Raw genomic sequence first — 16,762 nt, 5'->3', positions numbered from 1 at the left:
ACTTGAAAGATAACGGGTATATGATAATTATGGGCTTGTATTTATCATGTATTAGTTTCAGCAGTTGCCCGTTGAATACGGCGTTTACGGATAATTCGTAATATTGGTGGAATAATCAGAACCAGTACTGCCAATATTAGTAGGCTTTGAGCAATAGCGCTGTTCCACAAAATTCCAAATTCTCCATTACTGATGGAAAGTGCACGGCGCAAATTTTGTTCTAGCATTTCTCCTAGTACGAAACCAAGGATTAATGGCGACATAGGAAAATTCATTTTCCTCAGAATATAACCGAAGACGCCTAACCCTATCATCAACAGAAGGTCGAATGTAGTACTGTGTACGGCATATACACCAACGGCTGAAACGGTAGCAATAGCTGGAACAAGGAACCATAGTGGAATAGTTAACATCCGTGTAAACAAACCTATCATTGGGATATTCATAATTAGCAGAATAATGTTAGCAATCAGTAATGCAGCAATTAATCCCCAAACGATATCTGGTTGCTCAGTAAACATTCCCGGTCCTGGAGTAATGTTATAGAGTGTTAATGCGCCCATCATAACGGCAGTCGTGCCAGAACCTGGAACCCCTAATGTTAGCATTGGAATAAAAGAGCCACAGGCTGAAGCATTATTAGCAGCTTCTGGTGCTGCAACGCCACGAATATCACCCTTACCAAATGAATCACTATTTCCACTGATCCTCTTTTCTGTCATATAAGTAATTGCGCTGGCAATTGTTGCTCCTGCACCTGGCAAAATACCGACAAAGAAACCGATAAAAGATGATCTGATAGTTGGCATAGCACATTCAGCCGCTTCCTTGCGGTTAAACAGCAAACGGCCTGTTTTGCGGATCATGGTTTTACCGGTTGATGTGTTTTCCAGCATCAGTAGAATTTCGCTGACGGAAAACAGGCCAATCACCACAACGATAAATTGAATGCCATCTGACAGATGAACATTGTCGAAAGTAAAACGGTAAACCCCGGTGTTGGCGTCTACTCCGACAGTTGCCAGACCTAATCCTATCAGTGCTGCCAGCAATGATTTCAGAGGATTCTGACTCATCATGCTACCCAGACAGGCAATAGCAAAAACCATTAGTGCAAAATATTCAGCAGGACCGAAAGCCAGTGACCATTGGGCCAGTAATGGCGCGAACAAAATAATGCCTAAAATTGCCAACAGAGAACCACAGAAAGAACTAACCGCAGAAATAGACAATGCCACACCCGCACGACCTTGTTTGGCCATTGGATAACCATCCAGTGCGGTCATAATAGCAGAGGCATCACCGGGAACATTGAGTAGAATTGATGATATACGCCCACCATACTCACAACCGATATAAACAGTTGCTAATAATATCAGAGCAGATTCAGCAGGCAGTTTTAAGGCAAAAGCTAATGGTAGTAGAATAGCGACACCATTAATTGGTCCAAGCCCCGGCAACAATCCAACAATTGTTCCAATGAAACAACCAATCAACGCAATCATTAGGTTTTGTGGCACCATGGCGACTTCAAAACCCTGACTGAGATACATCCAGGTTTCCATAAATTCTCCGTCAGTTGAGCCAGTTGCCAAGAGGCAGGGTTACATCAAGTAGGCGATCAAAGGCGAAATAGAGCGAGACGCCAAGGAACACCCCGGAAATGATTGCTGCAAGCAGTGTAGCGTTAAATAACAGCGCTATACTGCATGTCAGCAGGGCAGTAGCTAGGGGAAAACCCAACCACTCAAACGCCCAGCCATAAATAACCAAAGAGACAATCATTAACATCAAGCGATAGATAACAGATGCATGAGGCCAGTTGCTTTGCTCTGGTTTTCTGAAAAGTAGTAATAAGGCACAGACAGCCATTAGGGACAGAATAGCCATAGGAAAAGGTCTGGGCCCTAGTGGTTCATAAGTGTATTCGCTCTTAATTCCCCAACCGATAACCAGCCCAATGGCACAGAGTACCAGCCAGACAATAGCAAAAATACGATCGCTCATGATGATAGCCCCTATTATTTGGCTAATCCGAAAGCTCTGGCTTGCTCACGATACTGTTCAACCTGTTTTTTCACATAGTTGTCCAATTCTTTGCCAGTCATGTTGAACTCAAACAGTCCACGGAGATCGCGTTGTTTTTTAAAATCGTCTGTTTGTTGTAGTTTGTTAAAAGTATCAACCCACCATTGGTACTCTTCATCAGAAACTTTTGGTCCCATATAGAAGCCGCGGATAATTGGCCATACCAGATCGTAGCCTTGCTCTTTGGCAGTAGGGATGTTGGCTAAATCACCGTCCAGGCGTTTATCAGCGTAAACAGCTAAAACACGGATTTTGTCTCCATTCAGGTAAGGTACCATCTCACTCAGATCACCGGAAACAGCTTGAATATGATTACCTAGCAAAGCAGTGATGGGTTCACCACCCCCTTCAAAAGCGACATAACGCATTTTGTGTGGATCAATACCAACTTCTTTTGCTAGTAGTGCTGTTTTCATCCAATCCTGACTACCGATAGATGCTCCGGCACCAAATACAATGCTATTTGGATTGTCTTTGAACGCATTCATCAAATCATTTAGGGTGTTATAAGGAGAATCAGCACGAACAGCAATCATGCCATAATCAGTCCCAACGCTTGCCAGCCAGCGAACATCATCAACGTTATAGCGACCAAACTTCCCCTGAGATAGATTGAGTAGAGAGCCGCCGGAGAAGGCAACAATGGTTCCCGCTTCAGCAGGTCGCTGCGCAACAATGGCATTATAAGCAACGGCACCAACACCACCAGGCATGAAAGTGACGCGCATAGGCTTACTAATCTCTTTTGTTTCCAGTAATGAAACCTGTACCAGCTTGCAGGTCAGGTCAAAACCACCACCGGGTTTTGCGGGGGCAATACACTCAGTTCTGCCAGGTGCACTGGCAGCAAAAAGATTGCTTGCGCTAAATAATAAAACGGTTGTTGCTAACGTTTTAAGCGTGATAGTTTTCATTTGCTTGCTCTCATAAATACCCGTGTAAGACATAACCATTATAAATGGACCTGGTTAACTCAATTGATAATAATAAAACCTTTCATTTACCTTTCATTAACAAAAAAAATTGCTGATATGTGATTTTAATCTCCTAATTTGCGGAGCGTTTCGCATTAATGAGTTAACAGATGGCTACAGGCTTTCTTTTTTGTTTTGGTTTATTGTAAGTTTTTAGTGGTTTGATGTTGCTGGTAGGGAATCTTATATTTTGCTTGGGAAATATGATGTGGATGACAATTATTTATTTATGCGATGTGTTCAATAGACAATTTATTGAATATAATTTAATTTAATTACATTTTACCCTGATGAAGTCTAAATTTGAGAAAACGATGAGAAAATTGATTCTTTGTAGTATTATAGCTTTTACCTTAACAGGATGTAAAACAGAACTAAGTACTTCGGTATCTGTGAGTGATCTTTTATCTGAACAGGTAAAAACAGTGACATCTGATTTATTGGTTGAAGTCAGTGCTTGTGGTGATTATCAAGATTCAAGGCAGCCATCAAAATCTCTGTTAGAGGCTCAAGCAAAAGTACCGGATATTTTCACCAGTGCTGAATATATAGAATGTTTCAGAAAAGATATGGATTCATTTGCTCATTTTAAGATCCCTGTGAGTGTGGGGAACTCAAATGATAATGGTTCTACTAAGGGAATTCACTTATACGGTAATGATGCAGATATTTTGGCGATCAGCATACCAAAAGAGATGAAGAAAAAGATTAACAGGGCAGATAGTTCTATTGCATCGAAAACTAAAATCTCAATTAATGTTAGGAACGATACAGATAAAGTTTTAAACATGACAGGTTTATCTGTGTTCCTTAACGATAAAGATCCGATGGTGATATCGAATTTCGGTTTGAAAGCTGGGAGTGAAATAAAATTAACTTTGTCCAATGTGTCTGTTGCATCTGCATTAGATGAACGTTTTAATTTCACTCCTGTACTAATGGCAATGCCTGAGTGAATAGAAAGGTAATTTTGTTTGCTACTGAGAGACTTATTGTAAAGCAGAAAAATAAATAGCAATCTAAAAAGATACGGTTGATAAACAAGGCAAAATTATTAACGGATCACAAAATATTAAACGTAACTGGTTTAAGGGGGAAGTAAATACCCTATGGATTTCAAGATACATCGCGACGGCCAGGGAGCGAATCCCCGGGAGCATAGAATAACTATGTGGCCGGGGTGAGTGAGTGCAGCCAACAAAGAGGCAACTTGAAAGATGACGGGTAAAGATGAATTAAGAAAATTCTCCAATTAGCTTTGCTGTTTTTTCTGCTTTTGGTGTCGCTGCGGACTACTGGAAAGTCTACTCCTATAACTAGAGTTTACTTTGGATAAATCTTATAGAGGGTGAAAGATGTTAAAGAAAATTGCTGTTACTTTGTTGCTGGTGTCCGCCAGCGCTCATTCTGCGAGTTTCGATTGTGCTAAAGCGGTCAGTAAAGCTGAGATGCTAATTTGTGGGACTCCTGAGCTATCCCAGGCTGACGATAATCTATATGTTGATTACCTTAGTGCTAAGCAGGTTACGGACAATAGCGCCGACTTTAAAGCGCTGACGAAGCAGAACTGGAAACTTCGCGAGAAATGCACCACAGTTAAATGTCTTCAGGACTGGTATCGGAGATCATCTGAAATGTACAGGCAGATTGCGGCTAATACTACAGAAAGTTGCTATAAAGAGAGGCAAAAAATTATTCTGGCGGGAACTTTGTTGAGGATTACTTACCCCGGCCCACCGAATTACGAGAGCGTGGAAAGTGGGGATACTCCTGAAACTTATTGGGTGCTACAGCCGGATAATCCGATTAAGTGCGCGAAGGGAGCGCCAGATTGGGGCGATCGCAACTTTATGCAACTGGTAGTTCCATCTGACTTTTATGATTTGTACAGAAGCCTTCTTGGTCACCGCGTAAGCGTAACCGGGAAAATCATGTATGCAGTTTCTGGTCACCACCATACACCACTGATGATTGATAGCCAACGTATTGATGCAGCTGGCTAAACATCCTATAAGGGGTAATGCAGCACGTTCTGACGAACATAATTATGGTGAGTCTACATCTACAGATTCTAAGAAGCCTTGATGATTTCTTGGAAAATAACTCTACGCGGAATAACTATTTTTAATGAAAAAAATATTCCTAAAGGCGAGGTTGTAAGGCGTATTTTATTCGAGCGTGATCTTGATTACGCAGCCAATTATTACAGTCACTAAGGTTATGAAATAACCGCGCAGAGTATTGTAGAACTCACTATACCCAATAGATTTCAAGATGCATCGCGACGGCAAGGGAGCGAATCCCCGGGAGCATAGCTAACTATGTGACCGGGGTGAGTGAGTGAAGCCAACAAAGAGGCAACTTGAAAGATGACGGGTATATACAACATACAACTTGTATTTTACGGGGTTGTGGAATTCCAAAGCATGTTCAGTAGCTAACGTGTAGCAATCCATGTATGCCACGGCTTGACTGAATAAATGCCAGCTGCTCATGTAAGTATGGCGCACTTATACGTTCTGAGTACATGTTCAGTTGGCAAATCTATTCTGGAGAACCAACAGGATAATATGGAATTGTATCCTTGGTTATGCTTATTAAAATCATGGAGATATTTCTAAAATGCGTCTCTTATTAGTAGAAGACCACCCTGAATTATTGCATTGGTTGCAAAAAGCACTGAGCAGTACAGGGTTTGCTGTAGATGTAGCGAGTGATGGCATAGTGGCTGATCAATTATTGCAGACAGAAAACTATGCATTGTTGATTTTAGATGTTTCTTTACCCAGGCTAGATGGCCTTTCATTATTGGTTCGTTTGCGTAAGCGAGGGCAAAATTTGCCGGTATTATTATTGACGGCTAAAGCTGATGTTGCTGACCGGGTAAAAGGACTGAATTCTGGCGCTGATGACTATCTGACTAAGCCTTTTGATTTACAGGAATTGGAAGCACGTATCCGAGCGTTACTTCGGCGCAGTGCGGGTATTCCACAGGAAATTCTGACATTTGGCTCTCTTGTTTATCAGGATGAAGGTTACTTTACACTGAATGGTGAACCATTAGCTTTAACTCCCCGAGAGCTTTCAGTTCTGACAACACTATTCCATCGTCGCGGAAGACCCGTTTCTAAACAACAGCTCTTTGAACAAGTATTTGCGCTATCAGATGAAGCGAATCCACAAAGTATTGAACTTTATGTACATCGGGTTCGGAAAAAATTATCCGGCAGTGGTGTGGGGATCAGCACACTACGCGGATTAGGTTATCGTCTGGAGTGCCAGAATCAATGAAATTGTTCAAAATACCGAAATCATTGTTTCATCAGTTACTCTTGTTTTTCGGTGTTCCGTTGTTTTTATTAGGCGGTTTATCTGTATATACCCATTATTTTAGTGCGAAAAATGCGGCGACATTGGCTTATGATCGCACTTTATTGGCATCTGCCCGCACAGTAGCAGAACGTCTGACAGTCAAGAATAACCAATTAATTGTTGATGTACCTTATGTGGTCTTGGATAGTTTTGAGCGGAATATGAATGATCGACTTTTCTATCAGGTGTTATCACCTGAGGGGAAAACAATTTCTGGTTATGATGATTTACCATTGATACCCGAACATGCGCTGCGATCCAATTTATACACGGCTCTGGTTTATTTTTATGATGCTGAATATCATGGTCAACCTATCCGAGTTGCTGCGTTTTATCAGCCGATCAATGAAGGTGGCATGATGGGGATGGCATTAATATTAGTCGCCGAAACGGTGGCTTCCCGTCATTATCTTGCGCAACAATTATTAATATCTTCTTTGATGAGTCAAGGAACGGTGGTTGGGCTGACTTTGATTCTGGCTTATTTTCTATTGAAACAGTTGCTTAAACCACTACATAAACTTTCTGGTGTCATGGTTCGTCGTCCCGCGAATGATCTCACTCCTTTGCCAGATATGTTACCGTGGTCTGAACTTTCTCTATTATTACATGCATTTAATCGCTATATAGAGAGACTGAAACTGATGGTGAATCGACAGGAAAGATTCAGTGCAGATGCTTCTCATCAACTCAGAACACCGTTAACGGTATTAAAAACCCAAGTGGCAGTAGCGCTTGCCAGTCGAAATCCTGAACAATGGAAAGAAAGCTTGAAGGCTATTGATAATACATTGGATGGTACGATTTCTCTAACAGACCGTTTATTGCAGCTCTCTCGTTTGAAAGCGCATGAAAAAGAAGCCGTGCAGGATTATAAGCCGGTCAATTTAGTTGAATTGTTGCAACAAGCGTGTTTTTCTCGTTTGCAACAGGCTGAAAGTAAGAATATTGATTTGGGTTATGAGGGGGAAAATACTCGATGGATAAAGGGGGAACCTGTACTGCTGACAGAAATGTGCGCCAATCTGTTGGACAATGCGATTAAATATACTCCGGAAGGCGGAATGGTTACTGCCAGAGTTATTCTGAGCCCTTGTAACATGTATTGCTATTTGGAAGTGGATGACAGTGGACCAGGAATTGCTGAAGAAGAAGTCAGTTTGTCACTGATGGCTTTTAATCGTCTTGATAATGCCGCAGGACATGAAGGTGCAGGATTAGGATTGGCTCTGGTAAAAGATATCAGTATTTATCATGGTACTCATCCCCAATTACTGCCCAGCGAAATACTGGGCGGTTTATTAGTAAGAATTCCTTTTAGGTTTTCTGATGATTAATTTCCTGAGATTTTGTTGTTTTACTCCCAATAAGGGGGATACGTAATTGTTGTGCCAACATAACGCCTAACAAGGTTATTCCACCTCCTATCAGGTGGTAACTGTGCATTTTTTCATGTAAAACCAGAATAGCGATAATAGCTGTGAATACTGGGGCCAGATTCATAAATATGGAAGTAGTATTCGCGCCAAGTTTTATGACACCTTGTATCCATAAATAAGGTGCGAGGATTGAGGCTGGAATACCTGCAAATAAGACTAACGGGATATTGTTAGCATTTAATTGAACATCTTTTGTCAACAGGAAATTTGGTAGTAATAACAGGACCCCGAAAGCAATTTGCACATATAGGGATTGCCAGTTTGGTAATGGAATAGACCAGCGTTTGGTTAATACGCCATATAATGCGTAGGAGATGGAAGCAATTAGCATCATCAGTTCACCATGACCTAAACCGTGTTGTAGCAATGACATCGGATTACCAGCGCTGATCAACCAGACTAAGCCAAATAGAGATAAAACAGTACCGAGGGCAATACCGATAGTGGGGATAACACGCAAAACAAATATGCTGATGATGATAGTTAAAAGAGGGAGCATTGAGTTAAAGATTCCCATAAACATTGCGCTGATACTGTGTGCAGCGTAATAGGCCAGGCTTTGATAAAGCACCATACCAAGTGCACCAAGAACTAATAATTTCCACCAATGTTGACAAATTATTTTCCATTGGCGGATAACAGGCAGCAAAACAAAAGGGGTGAGTGTGAGAAAAGCCAAGAGCCAGCGGTAAAAAGAAATTGCAGCAGGATCAATAGCAGTGGTAGCGGCTTTGCTTACCACGGCATTGATCGACCAAATTAGGACGGCTAGAAACGGGAAAAACATATTCATATAGGTGGATCGCATTGAGAGAAACATGGTGCTTAGTTTAACAGTGTTTGATTTATACCCAATAGATTTCAAGTTGCAGCGCGGCGGCAAGTGAACGAATCCCCAGGAGCATAGATAACGATGTGACTGGGGTGAGTGAAAGCAGCCAACAAAGCAGCAACTTGAAGGATGAAGGGTATATTATATATGACGGTATGCCTTAGGTCCTACATTCAGAATGTCGATATAAAGATACAGAACAAGCTATGAATATTGTGGACACATTAAAAAATTAAATAATCATCGGTTTTTTATTAAAAAAATCAACTGCATCATAGGGTATGGCTTAAAGTCCTTATGCGTAGGTTTTGGTTGCCTGCGATTTATCCATACTTATCTCTGCTGGAGCAGGGAACAACCGTCGATGAAGTTGTTTTGGATATCGGTTATAGCTCATCTTCTGCTCTTATTGCGATGTTTCAGCAACTGGTGGGTATGACACCAGAACGTTTCAGAAAAAGCTAACAATAAAAGAAACCGTCATTATGGGTTTTGTTATGATTAAGTGGCAAAATAGCAGGCTACGCCCGTTTTATGCCACAGGATGGAATTAAGTGAAGATTCTGGTTGATGAAAATATGCCTTATGCTGAGCAACTGTTTCAGCAATTGGGGGATGTACAGGCTATTCCGGGACGTCCGGTGCAGGAAGGTGTACTGGAGCATGCTGATGCATTTATGGTTCGCTCAGTGACTAAAGTTAATGAAGAATTGCTGAAAGGTAGCACAGTAAAATTTATCGGTACGGCAACGGCGGGAACTGACCATGTGGATCAGCGATGGTTATCTCAGGCAGGAATTGGGTTTTCTGCTGCACCGGGATGCAATGCTATTGCTGTGGTTGAATATGTTTTCTCTGCGTTAATGTTGCTGGCAGAACGTGATAATTTTGCACTCAAAGACAAGGTCGTAGGGATTATCGGTGTAGGTAATGTTGGTAGCAGGCTGGCAGAACGGTTATCCGTCCTTGGTATCCGGACACTCTTATGTGATCCACCAAGAGCTGACAGAGGGGACGCTGGTGAATTTTGGCCATTGGAAAAACTGGTCAAAGAGGCTGATATTCTTACATTCCATACGCCGCTCAATAAATCAGGTCCGTATAAAACACATCATCTGGTGAGTGCCGAATTGTTGTCGGCTTTGCCGGATAACCGCATATTGATTAATGCCAGCCGTGGCGAAGTTGTTGATAATCAGGCACTGCTTGCCGAGTTGGAATCGGGTAAAAAACTCAGTGTTGTTTTGGATGTTTGGGAACCGGAACCTGATTTATCTCTGCCATTACTGGAATTAGTTGATATTGGTACACCGCATATCGCCGGATACACGCTTGAAGGTAAAGCTCGTGGTACCACTCAGGTGTATGAGGCTTACTGCGAATTCCTCGGTCAGTCCGGTAAAGTTGCTTTATCTGATTTATTGCCTAAGCCAGATTTCAGTCGTATTACCCTGCATGGGCGTGTGACTCAAAGCACACTGAAACGGCTGATACATTTAGTGTATGATGTGCGCCGCGATGATGTTCCGTTACGACAAGTGGCTGGTCAGAAAGGACAATTTGATCGTCTGCGTAAAAACTATTTGGAACGCCGGGAATGGTCATCTTTGACTGTGTGTTGTGATAATAAAGAGAGTGCCGAATTGTTAGCTGCTCTGGGTTTTAGTACAGAACTGATTTAATTCGTGTAGAAATATGTCTGCATGTCAGAAAGAGAAATAATGTGGAGAAAACCAACATGTCAGAAGGTTGGAATATTGCCCTGTTGGGTGCGACAGGTGCAGTAGGTGAAGCGATACTGGCGTTATTACAGGAGCGTCAGTTTCCTGTTGGTGAATTGTATCCTCTTGCCAGTGAACGCAGTGCCGGTGAAAACCTACGTTTTAATGGTAAAAATTTAATTGTTCGTGATGCTGCTGATTTTGATTGGTCGCAAGTACAACTCGCTTTTTTTGTGGCTGGGACAGAAGCTACGGCACAATATGCTGAAAAGGCTGTGCAAGAAGGTTGTTTGGTAATCGATAGCAGTGGATTATTTGCTATGGAACCGGATGTACCTCTGGTTGTTCCGGGTGTTAATCCTCATGCTTTGGCGGATTATCGCAACCGTAATATTATTGCTTTGGCAGATAGTATGACCAGCCAGGTACTGACAGCGATTAAACCGCTGGTTGATACTGCTGGAATTGCACGTTTGCATTTGACTAATCTGTTTTCTGTCTCTGTTCATGGCAAAGCGGCAGTTGATGAATTAGCTGGACAGAGTGCCCGTTTACTTAATGGTATTCCACCAGAGCCGGGCCGCTTCAGCAAACAACTGGCGTTTAATCTTTTGCCATTGCTGGCGGATGCTGAAGGCTCTGTGAGTGAAGAGCGCCGTCTTGTGGATCAGGTGCGTAAGGTTTTACAGGATGAGGGATTGCCCATTTCAGTCAGTTGCGTTCAGTCTTCTGTTTTTTATGGCAATGTTCAGTTAGTCCATTTGGAAACATTGCGTCCGGTTGGTGTGGAAGAAGCCCGTGAGGAGTTGGAACGGATAGTTGATATTAACGTTTCAGATGAAGGTGATTATCCAACACCGGTGACAGAAGCATCGGGTAATGATTCGTTGAATATTGGTTGCTTGCGCGGTGATTACGGTATACCAGAAGCATTGCAGTTTTGGTCTGTGGCCGACAATATCCGGTTTGGTGGTGCTCTGATGGCTATTGAGATAGCAGAAAAATTGATTCAGGAGCAATTTTACTGATGTTTGGTACAGAACAAATAGAATCTGTGCCAGGTTCAAAAATGAAAATTGCATTGGGAATTGAATACGATGGCAGCCAGTATTATGGCTGGCAACGTCAGCAGGAAGTGAAAAGTATTCAGGGATGTCTTGAACAAGCATTATCAAAAGTTGCCGATGAACCCATATCGGTATTTTGTGCCGGACGAACTGATGCTGGAGTACATGCAACAGGGCAAGTTGTTCATTTTGAAACATCTGCCCAGCGCAAGGATGCCGCATGGACAATGGGTGTGAATGCACATTTACCAGCGGATATTGCTGTTCGTTGGGTGAAAACAGTGGATGAGGATTTCCATGCTCGTTTCAGTGCTACGGCCCGGCGATATCGTTACATTATTTTTAATCATCGTTATCGTCCGGCAGTGTTAGCCAGTGGAGTGACTCACTTTTACTATCCACTGGATGAAAAACGGATGCATCAGGCAGCGCAGTATTTATTGGGGGAAAATGATTTTACTTCTTTCCGTGCCGTTCAGTGCCAATCCAAAACTCCTTGGCGTAATGTGATGCATATTAATGTCAACCGTTATGGGCATTACGTGGTAATAGATATTAAAGCCAATGCTTTTGTACACCATATGGTGCGCAATATTGCTGGGAGCTTGATGGAAATTGGTTGTGGTAATCAGGATATTAACTGGATGGCCCGGTTGCTTGCCTTAAAAGACCGGACAAAAGCTGCTGCGACGGCAAAATCGGCGGGATTATATTTAGTTGCCGTTGACTATCCAGAGCAGTTTAATTTGCCGGAATCTGTTATGGGGCCTCTGTTTCTGGCAGATGATCTGATTTAACGTTTTTAATTGCCGACATGGATGTTTTGGCATAACGGAGAATATTATGGAATTTTTTGCTCATATATTTGATTTTGCTAAGTTTATTTTTGATTTCATTCTCCATATTGATATTCATTTGGCTGAACTTGTCGCACAATATGGTAACTGGGTGTATGGCATTCTGTTTTTGATTTTATTCTGTGAAACAGGATTGGTTGTTACTCCATTCCTGCCGGGAGATTCACTTTTATTTGTTGCGGGTGCTTTAGCGGCTTTGGATTCAAACGATCTCAATGTGCATGTCATGGTAGCGTTGATGATTACTGCGGCCATTATTGGTGATGCAGTGAATTACGCTATTGGCCGTATTTTTGGTGAGAGGTTGTTTACAAACCCAGATTCAAAAATTTTCCGCCGTAGTTATCTGGAGAAAACCCACGAGTTTTACGAGAAACATGGCGGGAAAGCAATTATTCTGGCGAGATTTGTACCGATTATCAGAACATTTGTGCCATTCGTTGCTGGCATGGGGAAAATGTCTTATCGTCATTTTGCTGCTTACAACGTGATTGGCGCACTGGTTTGGGTGCTTTTATTCACCTATTCTGGTTATATATTCGGTGATATGCCAGTGGTACAACAGAATTTGAAACTGTTGATTGTCGCTATCATCTTTATCTCAATCCTACCCGGTGTAATTGAAATCTGGCGTCATCGTCGCGCGGTGACGAAACAGAAAACAAACAACTCGTAACAGGTTTGAGCAGTTTTTTATCCACACTGTAATAGCATTGTGGTTTAATGGCACACAATAACAAAACTGGCATAAGCCAGATTCAGACGGAAAGATCATTAATGAGCTGGATTGAAAAAATTCTTAATAAAAGCAACATTACCCAAACCCGTAAGGCAAATATCCCAGAAGGGGTTTGGACTAAATGTGATAGTTGCAGTCAGGTGCTCTACCGTGCTGAGTTAGAGCGCAATCTTGAGGTTTGTCCTAAATGTGATCATCACATGCGTATTTCAGCACGTACTCGGTTGGAGACTTTTCTTGATGAAGGAGCAACAACGGAATTAGGTGGTGAATTAGAACCGAAAGACATTTTGAAATTCCGTGATTCCAAAAAGTATAAAGACCGCATATCGGCAGCACAGAAACAAACGCAGGAGAAAGATGCTCTGGTCGTGATGAAAGGTACCCTGAATGGTATGCCCGTTGTTGTTGCTGCTTTTGAATTTGCATTTATGGGCGGTTCAATGGCTTCTGTTGTTGGTGCCCGTTTTGTCCGCGCAGTAGAGCAGGCGTTGGAAGACAATTGTCCTCTGGTGTGCTTTTCTTCCAGTGGTGGCGCTCGTATGCAAGAAGCGCTGATGTCTCTGATGCAGATGGCAAAAACCAGTGCTGCTCTGGCGAAATTGCAGGAACGTGGTTTGCCTTACATTTCTGTGATGACTGATCCGACAATGGGCGGAGTTTCAGCAAGTTTGGCGATGTTGGGTGATATTAATATTGCTGAACCAAAAGCATTGATTGGTTTTGCTGGACCTCGTGTTATTGAGCAGACAGTTCGTGAGAAATTGCCACCAGGTTTCCAGCGCAGTGAGTTTTTATTGGAAAAGGGAGCGATTGACATGATTGTTCGTCGTCCTGAAATGCGTAGTACTCTTGCCAGTTTGCTTTCTAAACTGACTCATCAGCCACAACCAGGTGCTAAGCCGATTGTTGCTGAATTTGTGGCAGAACCCGCTGTTGATGCGGATATTCAAATAAATACTAATAAAGAAGATGTCTGATACTTTGCGAATTCCTCAAGCCACGTCGTCGTTGACGACGTGGCTTTCCTATCTTGACAGCCTGCATACTAAAGCTATTGATATGGGGCTTGAACGTGTAGGGAAAGTTGCCCGAATCCTGGAACTGGTGAATCCTGCACCTAGGGTAATCACAGTATCTGGTACTAACGGTAAAGGTACTACCTGTTGTACTATCGAATCTGTTCTGCTGGCTGCTGGATTGCGAGTGGGTGTTTATAGCTCTCCTCATCTTGTACGTTATACTGAAAGGGTACGTATTCAGGGTAAGGAGTTACCAGAACAGGAGTTTTGCCGTGTATTTGCGGATATTGAATCCCGTCGTGGTGAGATTTCACTGACTTATTTTGAGTATGGCACATTAGCAGCCTTGCAACTGTTTAAAGAAGCTTGTCTGGATGTTGTCATTTTAGAGGTAGGTTTAGGTGGCCGGTTGGATGCGACAAATATTGTGGATGCCGATATTGCGGCTATTACCAGTATTGCACTTGATCATATTGATTGGTTAGGAGCAGATCGCGAGCATATTGGCTATGAGAAAGCGGGCATTTTTCGAAAAGATCGTTTTGCTGTAGTTGGTGAACCAGATATGCCATCTTCTATTGCGGAAGTCGCCGATGAATTAGGTGCTAAGTTGTTCCGCTGTGGTACTGACTGGTGTTTTTCTCAACGGGAGGAAAGTTGGTATTGGCAATCTGATGATATTCTATTGAGTAACTTGCCTCTGCCAAATGTGCCTTTAATGAATGCGGCAACCGCAATGGGAGTGATTTGTTGCCTATTGCGGCAGGATGATAAAGTCAGTCAGGCGATTAATGAGCAGGCAATCCATCAAGGATTGAAAAATGCACAGTTGCCAGGTCGCTTCCAGATAGTCCGTGAAAGTCCATTGTTGATTTTGGATGTGGCACATAACCCACATGCAGCGGCTTATTTGGTACAGAAACTGACCCTCTTGCCCCGTCAACCGGACAGTAGAATTCTTGGTGTAGTGGGTATGCTTGGCGATAAAGATATCGCTGGCACACTGGCTTGCCTGTCACAGCAAATCGATAAGTGGTATTGCGCTCCTTTAACTGAATTTCGTGGTGCTGATGCCCAAGAGCTGGCTCAGCATCTTGAACAGCCTCAGGTATTTACTGATGTGGAAAGGGCTTGGTATCAGGCAATGGCAGATGCTGATGAACAGGATATCGTTGTAGTTTGTGGTTCATTCCACACGGTGGCGCATGTCATGGAGGCTCTGGACAGGGAGAAGGGAAGTGGCAAGTAAATTTCAGAATCGTTTGGTCGGTACAATTGTATTGGTAGCACTAGGTGTCATTGTGTTGCCTACGTTATTGGACGGCAATAAGAAATACAACGAAGATAAGTTTGCATCAATCCCCTTGGTTCCAAAGCCTGGAGATGAGCAGGAAATTGAATCTATTCCTCCTCTTAATTCGACAACGACAATATTATCAGTCCCGTTGGAGGATGAGACGGAGGTAGTGTTGCCAGAAATACTAGAGCAGCCAGAAATGCCATCGGTAACGGTTCCGCCGCAGCCAGCGCCGATAGCACCTCCCGCTGTTCAGCCAGAAATGAAACTTCAATCACCGAGTAAGCCGGAGCAGAAACCAGCTTCTAAACCGCAAGTACCGGAACCTAAAGCTAAATTAGAGGTTACACCAGAGCCAAAACTTGCAGAGAAGCCAGTTGAAAAAGCACCGCAAGGACAAGCTTATATCGTACAGCTTGGCGCTTTGAAAAACGCAGGAAAGGTGGATGAAATAGTTGCCAGACTGCGTCTATCTGGCTATCAAGTCTATACTGTACCTTCTTCTCCAGTTCAGGGGCAGTTGACCAGAATATATGTTGGTCCGAATGTTTCTAAACAACAACTCGAATCGGCGTTATCAGAATTGAAAAGCCTTACAGGGTTACAAGGGCAGGTAAGAGGTTATAGGCCGTAATAAGATTGTCGGTGTTTATGTGACAAGAGGGATAATCATCATGAAATCAAACAGTAAACATTAAGTGACTGTGGCGATGATGATTTCTCTATATTGCAATTATTTTCAGCGGAACAGGAAATCTGCTACGCAAACGTTTTCGTTTTCTGTTAGAATGCGCCCGAAACGGATGCCGGGGTGTCTATTTTGGAATTAAAACATGGTCTGGATTGATTACGTTATTATTGCCATTATTGGCTTTTCGGCATTGGTTAGCCTGATTCGTGGGTTTATTCGAGAAGCTTTGTCACTGGTCACCTGGGGATGTGCTTTCTTTGTGGCAAGCCATTTTTACACTTACTTAGCGGTTTATTTTACCCGTTTTGAAGATGAATTGGTGCGTAACGGAATTGCTATTGCGGTTCTGTTCATTGCTACTTTAGTTGTCGGTTCTGTGGTGAACTATGTGATAGGTTCTCTTGTGCAACGGACTGGATTGTCAGGTACTGATCGGGTGCTGGGGATCTGCTTTGGAGCGTTGCGTGGTGTGCTGATTGTCGCGGCTATTCTATTTTTTCTGGATACATTCACACCATTTGCTCAAAGTGAGGATTGGAAACAATCACAATTGATTCCACAGTTCAGTCATATTATCAGGTGGTTCTTTGACTACCTGCAAAATGCGTCAAGTTTCCTGCCGGAGAAATATACCTCTCCGCTTGGCTGATGAGGAAAAACTAC

At 42.7% G+C, this 16,762-nt stretch carries 17 protein-coding genes; 13 read left to right on the top strand and 4 right to left on the bottom strand.

Translation table 11 applies throughout. The features are described from left to right. Positions 1–44: 44 nt before the first annotated feature. Genes BDD30_RS04200 through BDD30_RS04190 form a run of 3 tightly spaced genes read right to left on the bottom strand, consistent with a single transcriptional unit; the run spans position 45 to position 3,002 of the window. Positions 45–1,565, bottom strand: coding sequence for a tripartite tricarboxylate transporter permease (locus BDD30_RS04200; protein ID WP_015833585.1), 1,521 nt, complete (start codon positions 1,563–1,565; stop codon positions 45–47). A gap of 10 nt (positions 1,566–1,575) precedes the next feature. Beyond that, on the bottom strand, positions 1,576–2,007 hold the full coding sequence (locus tag BDD30_RS04195) for a tripartite tricarboxylate transporter TctB family protein (RefSeq protein ID WP_015833586.1): 432 nt from the start codon (positions 2,005–2,007) through the stop codon (positions 1,576–1,578). Between the two features lie 14 nt (positions 2,008–2,021). Then, positions 2,022–3,002: a Bug family tripartite tricarboxylate transporter substrate binding protein gene (locus BDD30_RS04190; protein ID WP_015833587.1), complete on the bottom strand. Its 981-nt coding sequence runs from the start codon at positions 3,000–3,002 to the stop codon at positions 2,022–2,024. Positions 3,003–3,376: 374 nt separating this feature from the next. Between BDD30_RS04190 and BDD30_RS04185 the strand changes: the two genes are divergently transcribed. From BDD30_RS04185 to BDD30_RS04170, 4 genes are all read left to right on the top strand, one after another. Beyond that, on the top strand, positions 3,377–4,018 hold the full coding sequence (locus BDD30_RS04185) for a DUF7424 family protein (RefSeq protein WP_015833588.1): 642 nt from the start codon (positions 3,377–3,379) through the stop codon (positions 4,016–4,018). Between the two features lie 399 nt (positions 4,019–4,417). Next, the gene (locus BDD30_RS04180) at positions 4,418–5,065 is read left to right on the top strand and encodes a DUF4431 domain-containing protein (RefSeq protein ID WP_041381705.1); all 648 of its coding nucleotides are present in this window, start codon (positions 4,418–4,420) and stop codon (positions 5,063–5,065) included. Positions 5,066–5,684: 619 nt separating this feature from the next. After that, a complete protein-coding gene (tctD, locus tag BDD30_RS04175) occupies positions 5,685–6,353 on the top strand; it encodes a transcriptional regulator TctD (protein ID WP_015833590.1) in 669 nt (222 codons plus the stop codon). Then, positions 6,350–7,771 carry a sensor histidine kinase gene (locus tag BDD30_RS04170; protein ID WP_015833591.1) on the top strand — a complete coding sequence of 474 codons (1,422 nt, stop codon included), beginning with the start codon at positions 6,350–6,352 and terminating at the stop codon, positions 7,769–7,771. Before tctD ends, BDD30_RS04170 begins: the two co-directional genes overlap by 4 nt. On the opposite strand, the gene BDD30_RS04165 is transcribed toward BDD30_RS04170, so the two are convergent. Further along, entirely contained in the window at positions 7,752–8,666 is a 915-nt protein-coding gene (locus BDD30_RS04165; protein WP_015833592.1) for a DMT family transporter, read from the bottom strand. The genes BDD30_RS04170 and BDD30_RS04165 overlap by 20 nt on opposite strands. Positions 8,667–9,002: 336 nt before the next feature. Here BDD30_RS04165 and BDD30_RS24025 point away from each other — a divergent pair, with 336 nt between their 5' ends. From BDD30_RS24025 to cvpA, 9 genes are all read left to right on the top strand, one after another. Beyond that, positions 9,003–9,170, top strand: coding sequence for a helix-turn-helix domain-containing protein (locus tag BDD30_RS24025; protein WP_015833593.1), 168 nt, complete (start codon positions 9,003–9,005; stop codon positions 9,168–9,170). Positions 9,171–9,259: 89 nt separating this feature from the next. Further along, positions 9,260–10,387: a 4-phosphoerythronate dehydrogenase PdxB gene (gene pdxB, locus BDD30_RS04155; RefSeq protein WP_015833594.1), complete on the top strand. Its 1,128-nt coding sequence runs from the start codon at positions 9,260–9,262 to the stop codon at positions 10,385–10,387. Positions 10,388–10,443: 56 nt separating this feature from the next. Next, positions 10,444–11,454, top strand: a complete 1,011-nt coding sequence (locus tag BDD30_RS04150) for an aspartate-semialdehyde dehydrogenase (RefSeq protein WP_015833595.1) — start codon at positions 10,444–10,446, stop codon at positions 11,452–11,454. A 41-nt stretch (positions 11,455–11,495) separates the two neighbouring features. Further along, positions 11,496–12,290, top strand: a complete 795-nt coding sequence (truA, locus tag BDD30_RS04145; RefSeq protein ID WP_015833596.1) for a tRNA pseudouridine(38-40) synthase TruA — start codon at positions 11,496–11,498, stop codon at positions 12,288–12,290. Positions 12,291–12,336: 46 nt separating this feature from the next. Next, positions 12,337–13,026 (top strand): DedA family protein, encoded by a 690-nt coding sequence (locus BDD30_RS04140; protein ID WP_015833597.1) that lies wholly within the window; start codon positions 12,337–12,339, stop codon positions 13,024–13,026. A 101-nt stretch (positions 13,027–13,127) separates the two neighbouring features. Next, positions 13,128–14,069: an acetyl-CoA carboxylase, carboxyltransferase subunit beta gene (accD, locus tag BDD30_RS04135; RefSeq protein WP_015833598.1), complete on the top strand. Its 942-nt coding sequence runs from the start codon at positions 13,128–13,130 to the stop codon at positions 14,067–14,069. Further along, on the top strand, positions 14,062–15,360 hold the full coding sequence (folC, locus tag BDD30_RS04130; RefSeq protein ID WP_015833599.1) for a bifunctional tetrahydrofolate synthase/dihydrofolate synthase: 1,299 nt from the start codon (positions 14,062–14,064) through the stop codon (positions 15,358–15,360). The genes accD and folC overlap by 8 nt, the downstream gene beginning before the upstream one ends. After that, entirely contained in the window at positions 15,350–16,042 is a 693-nt protein-coding gene (dedD, locus tag BDD30_RS04125) for a cell division protein DedD (RefSeq protein ID WP_015833600.1), read from the top strand. The genes folC and dedD overlap by 11 nt, the downstream gene beginning before the upstream one ends. A gap of 199 nt (positions 16,043–16,241) precedes the next feature. Then, complete coding sequence (cvpA, locus tag BDD30_RS04120; protein WP_015833601.1) at positions 16,242–16,748, top strand: colicin V production protein; 507 nt, start codon at positions 16,242–16,244, stop codon at positions 16,746–16,748. Positions 16,749–16,762 lie beyond the last annotated feature (14 nt).

Source organism: Photorhabdus asymbiotica (genome assembly GCF_003634575.1).
Lineage (GTDB): Bacteria > Pseudomonadota > Gammaproteobacteria > Enterobacterales > Enterobacteriaceae > Photorhabdus > Photorhabdus asymbiotica.
The sequence above is the reverse complement of the archived record's forward strand: the minus strand, read 5'-3'. Positions and strand labels throughout refer to the sequence as shown.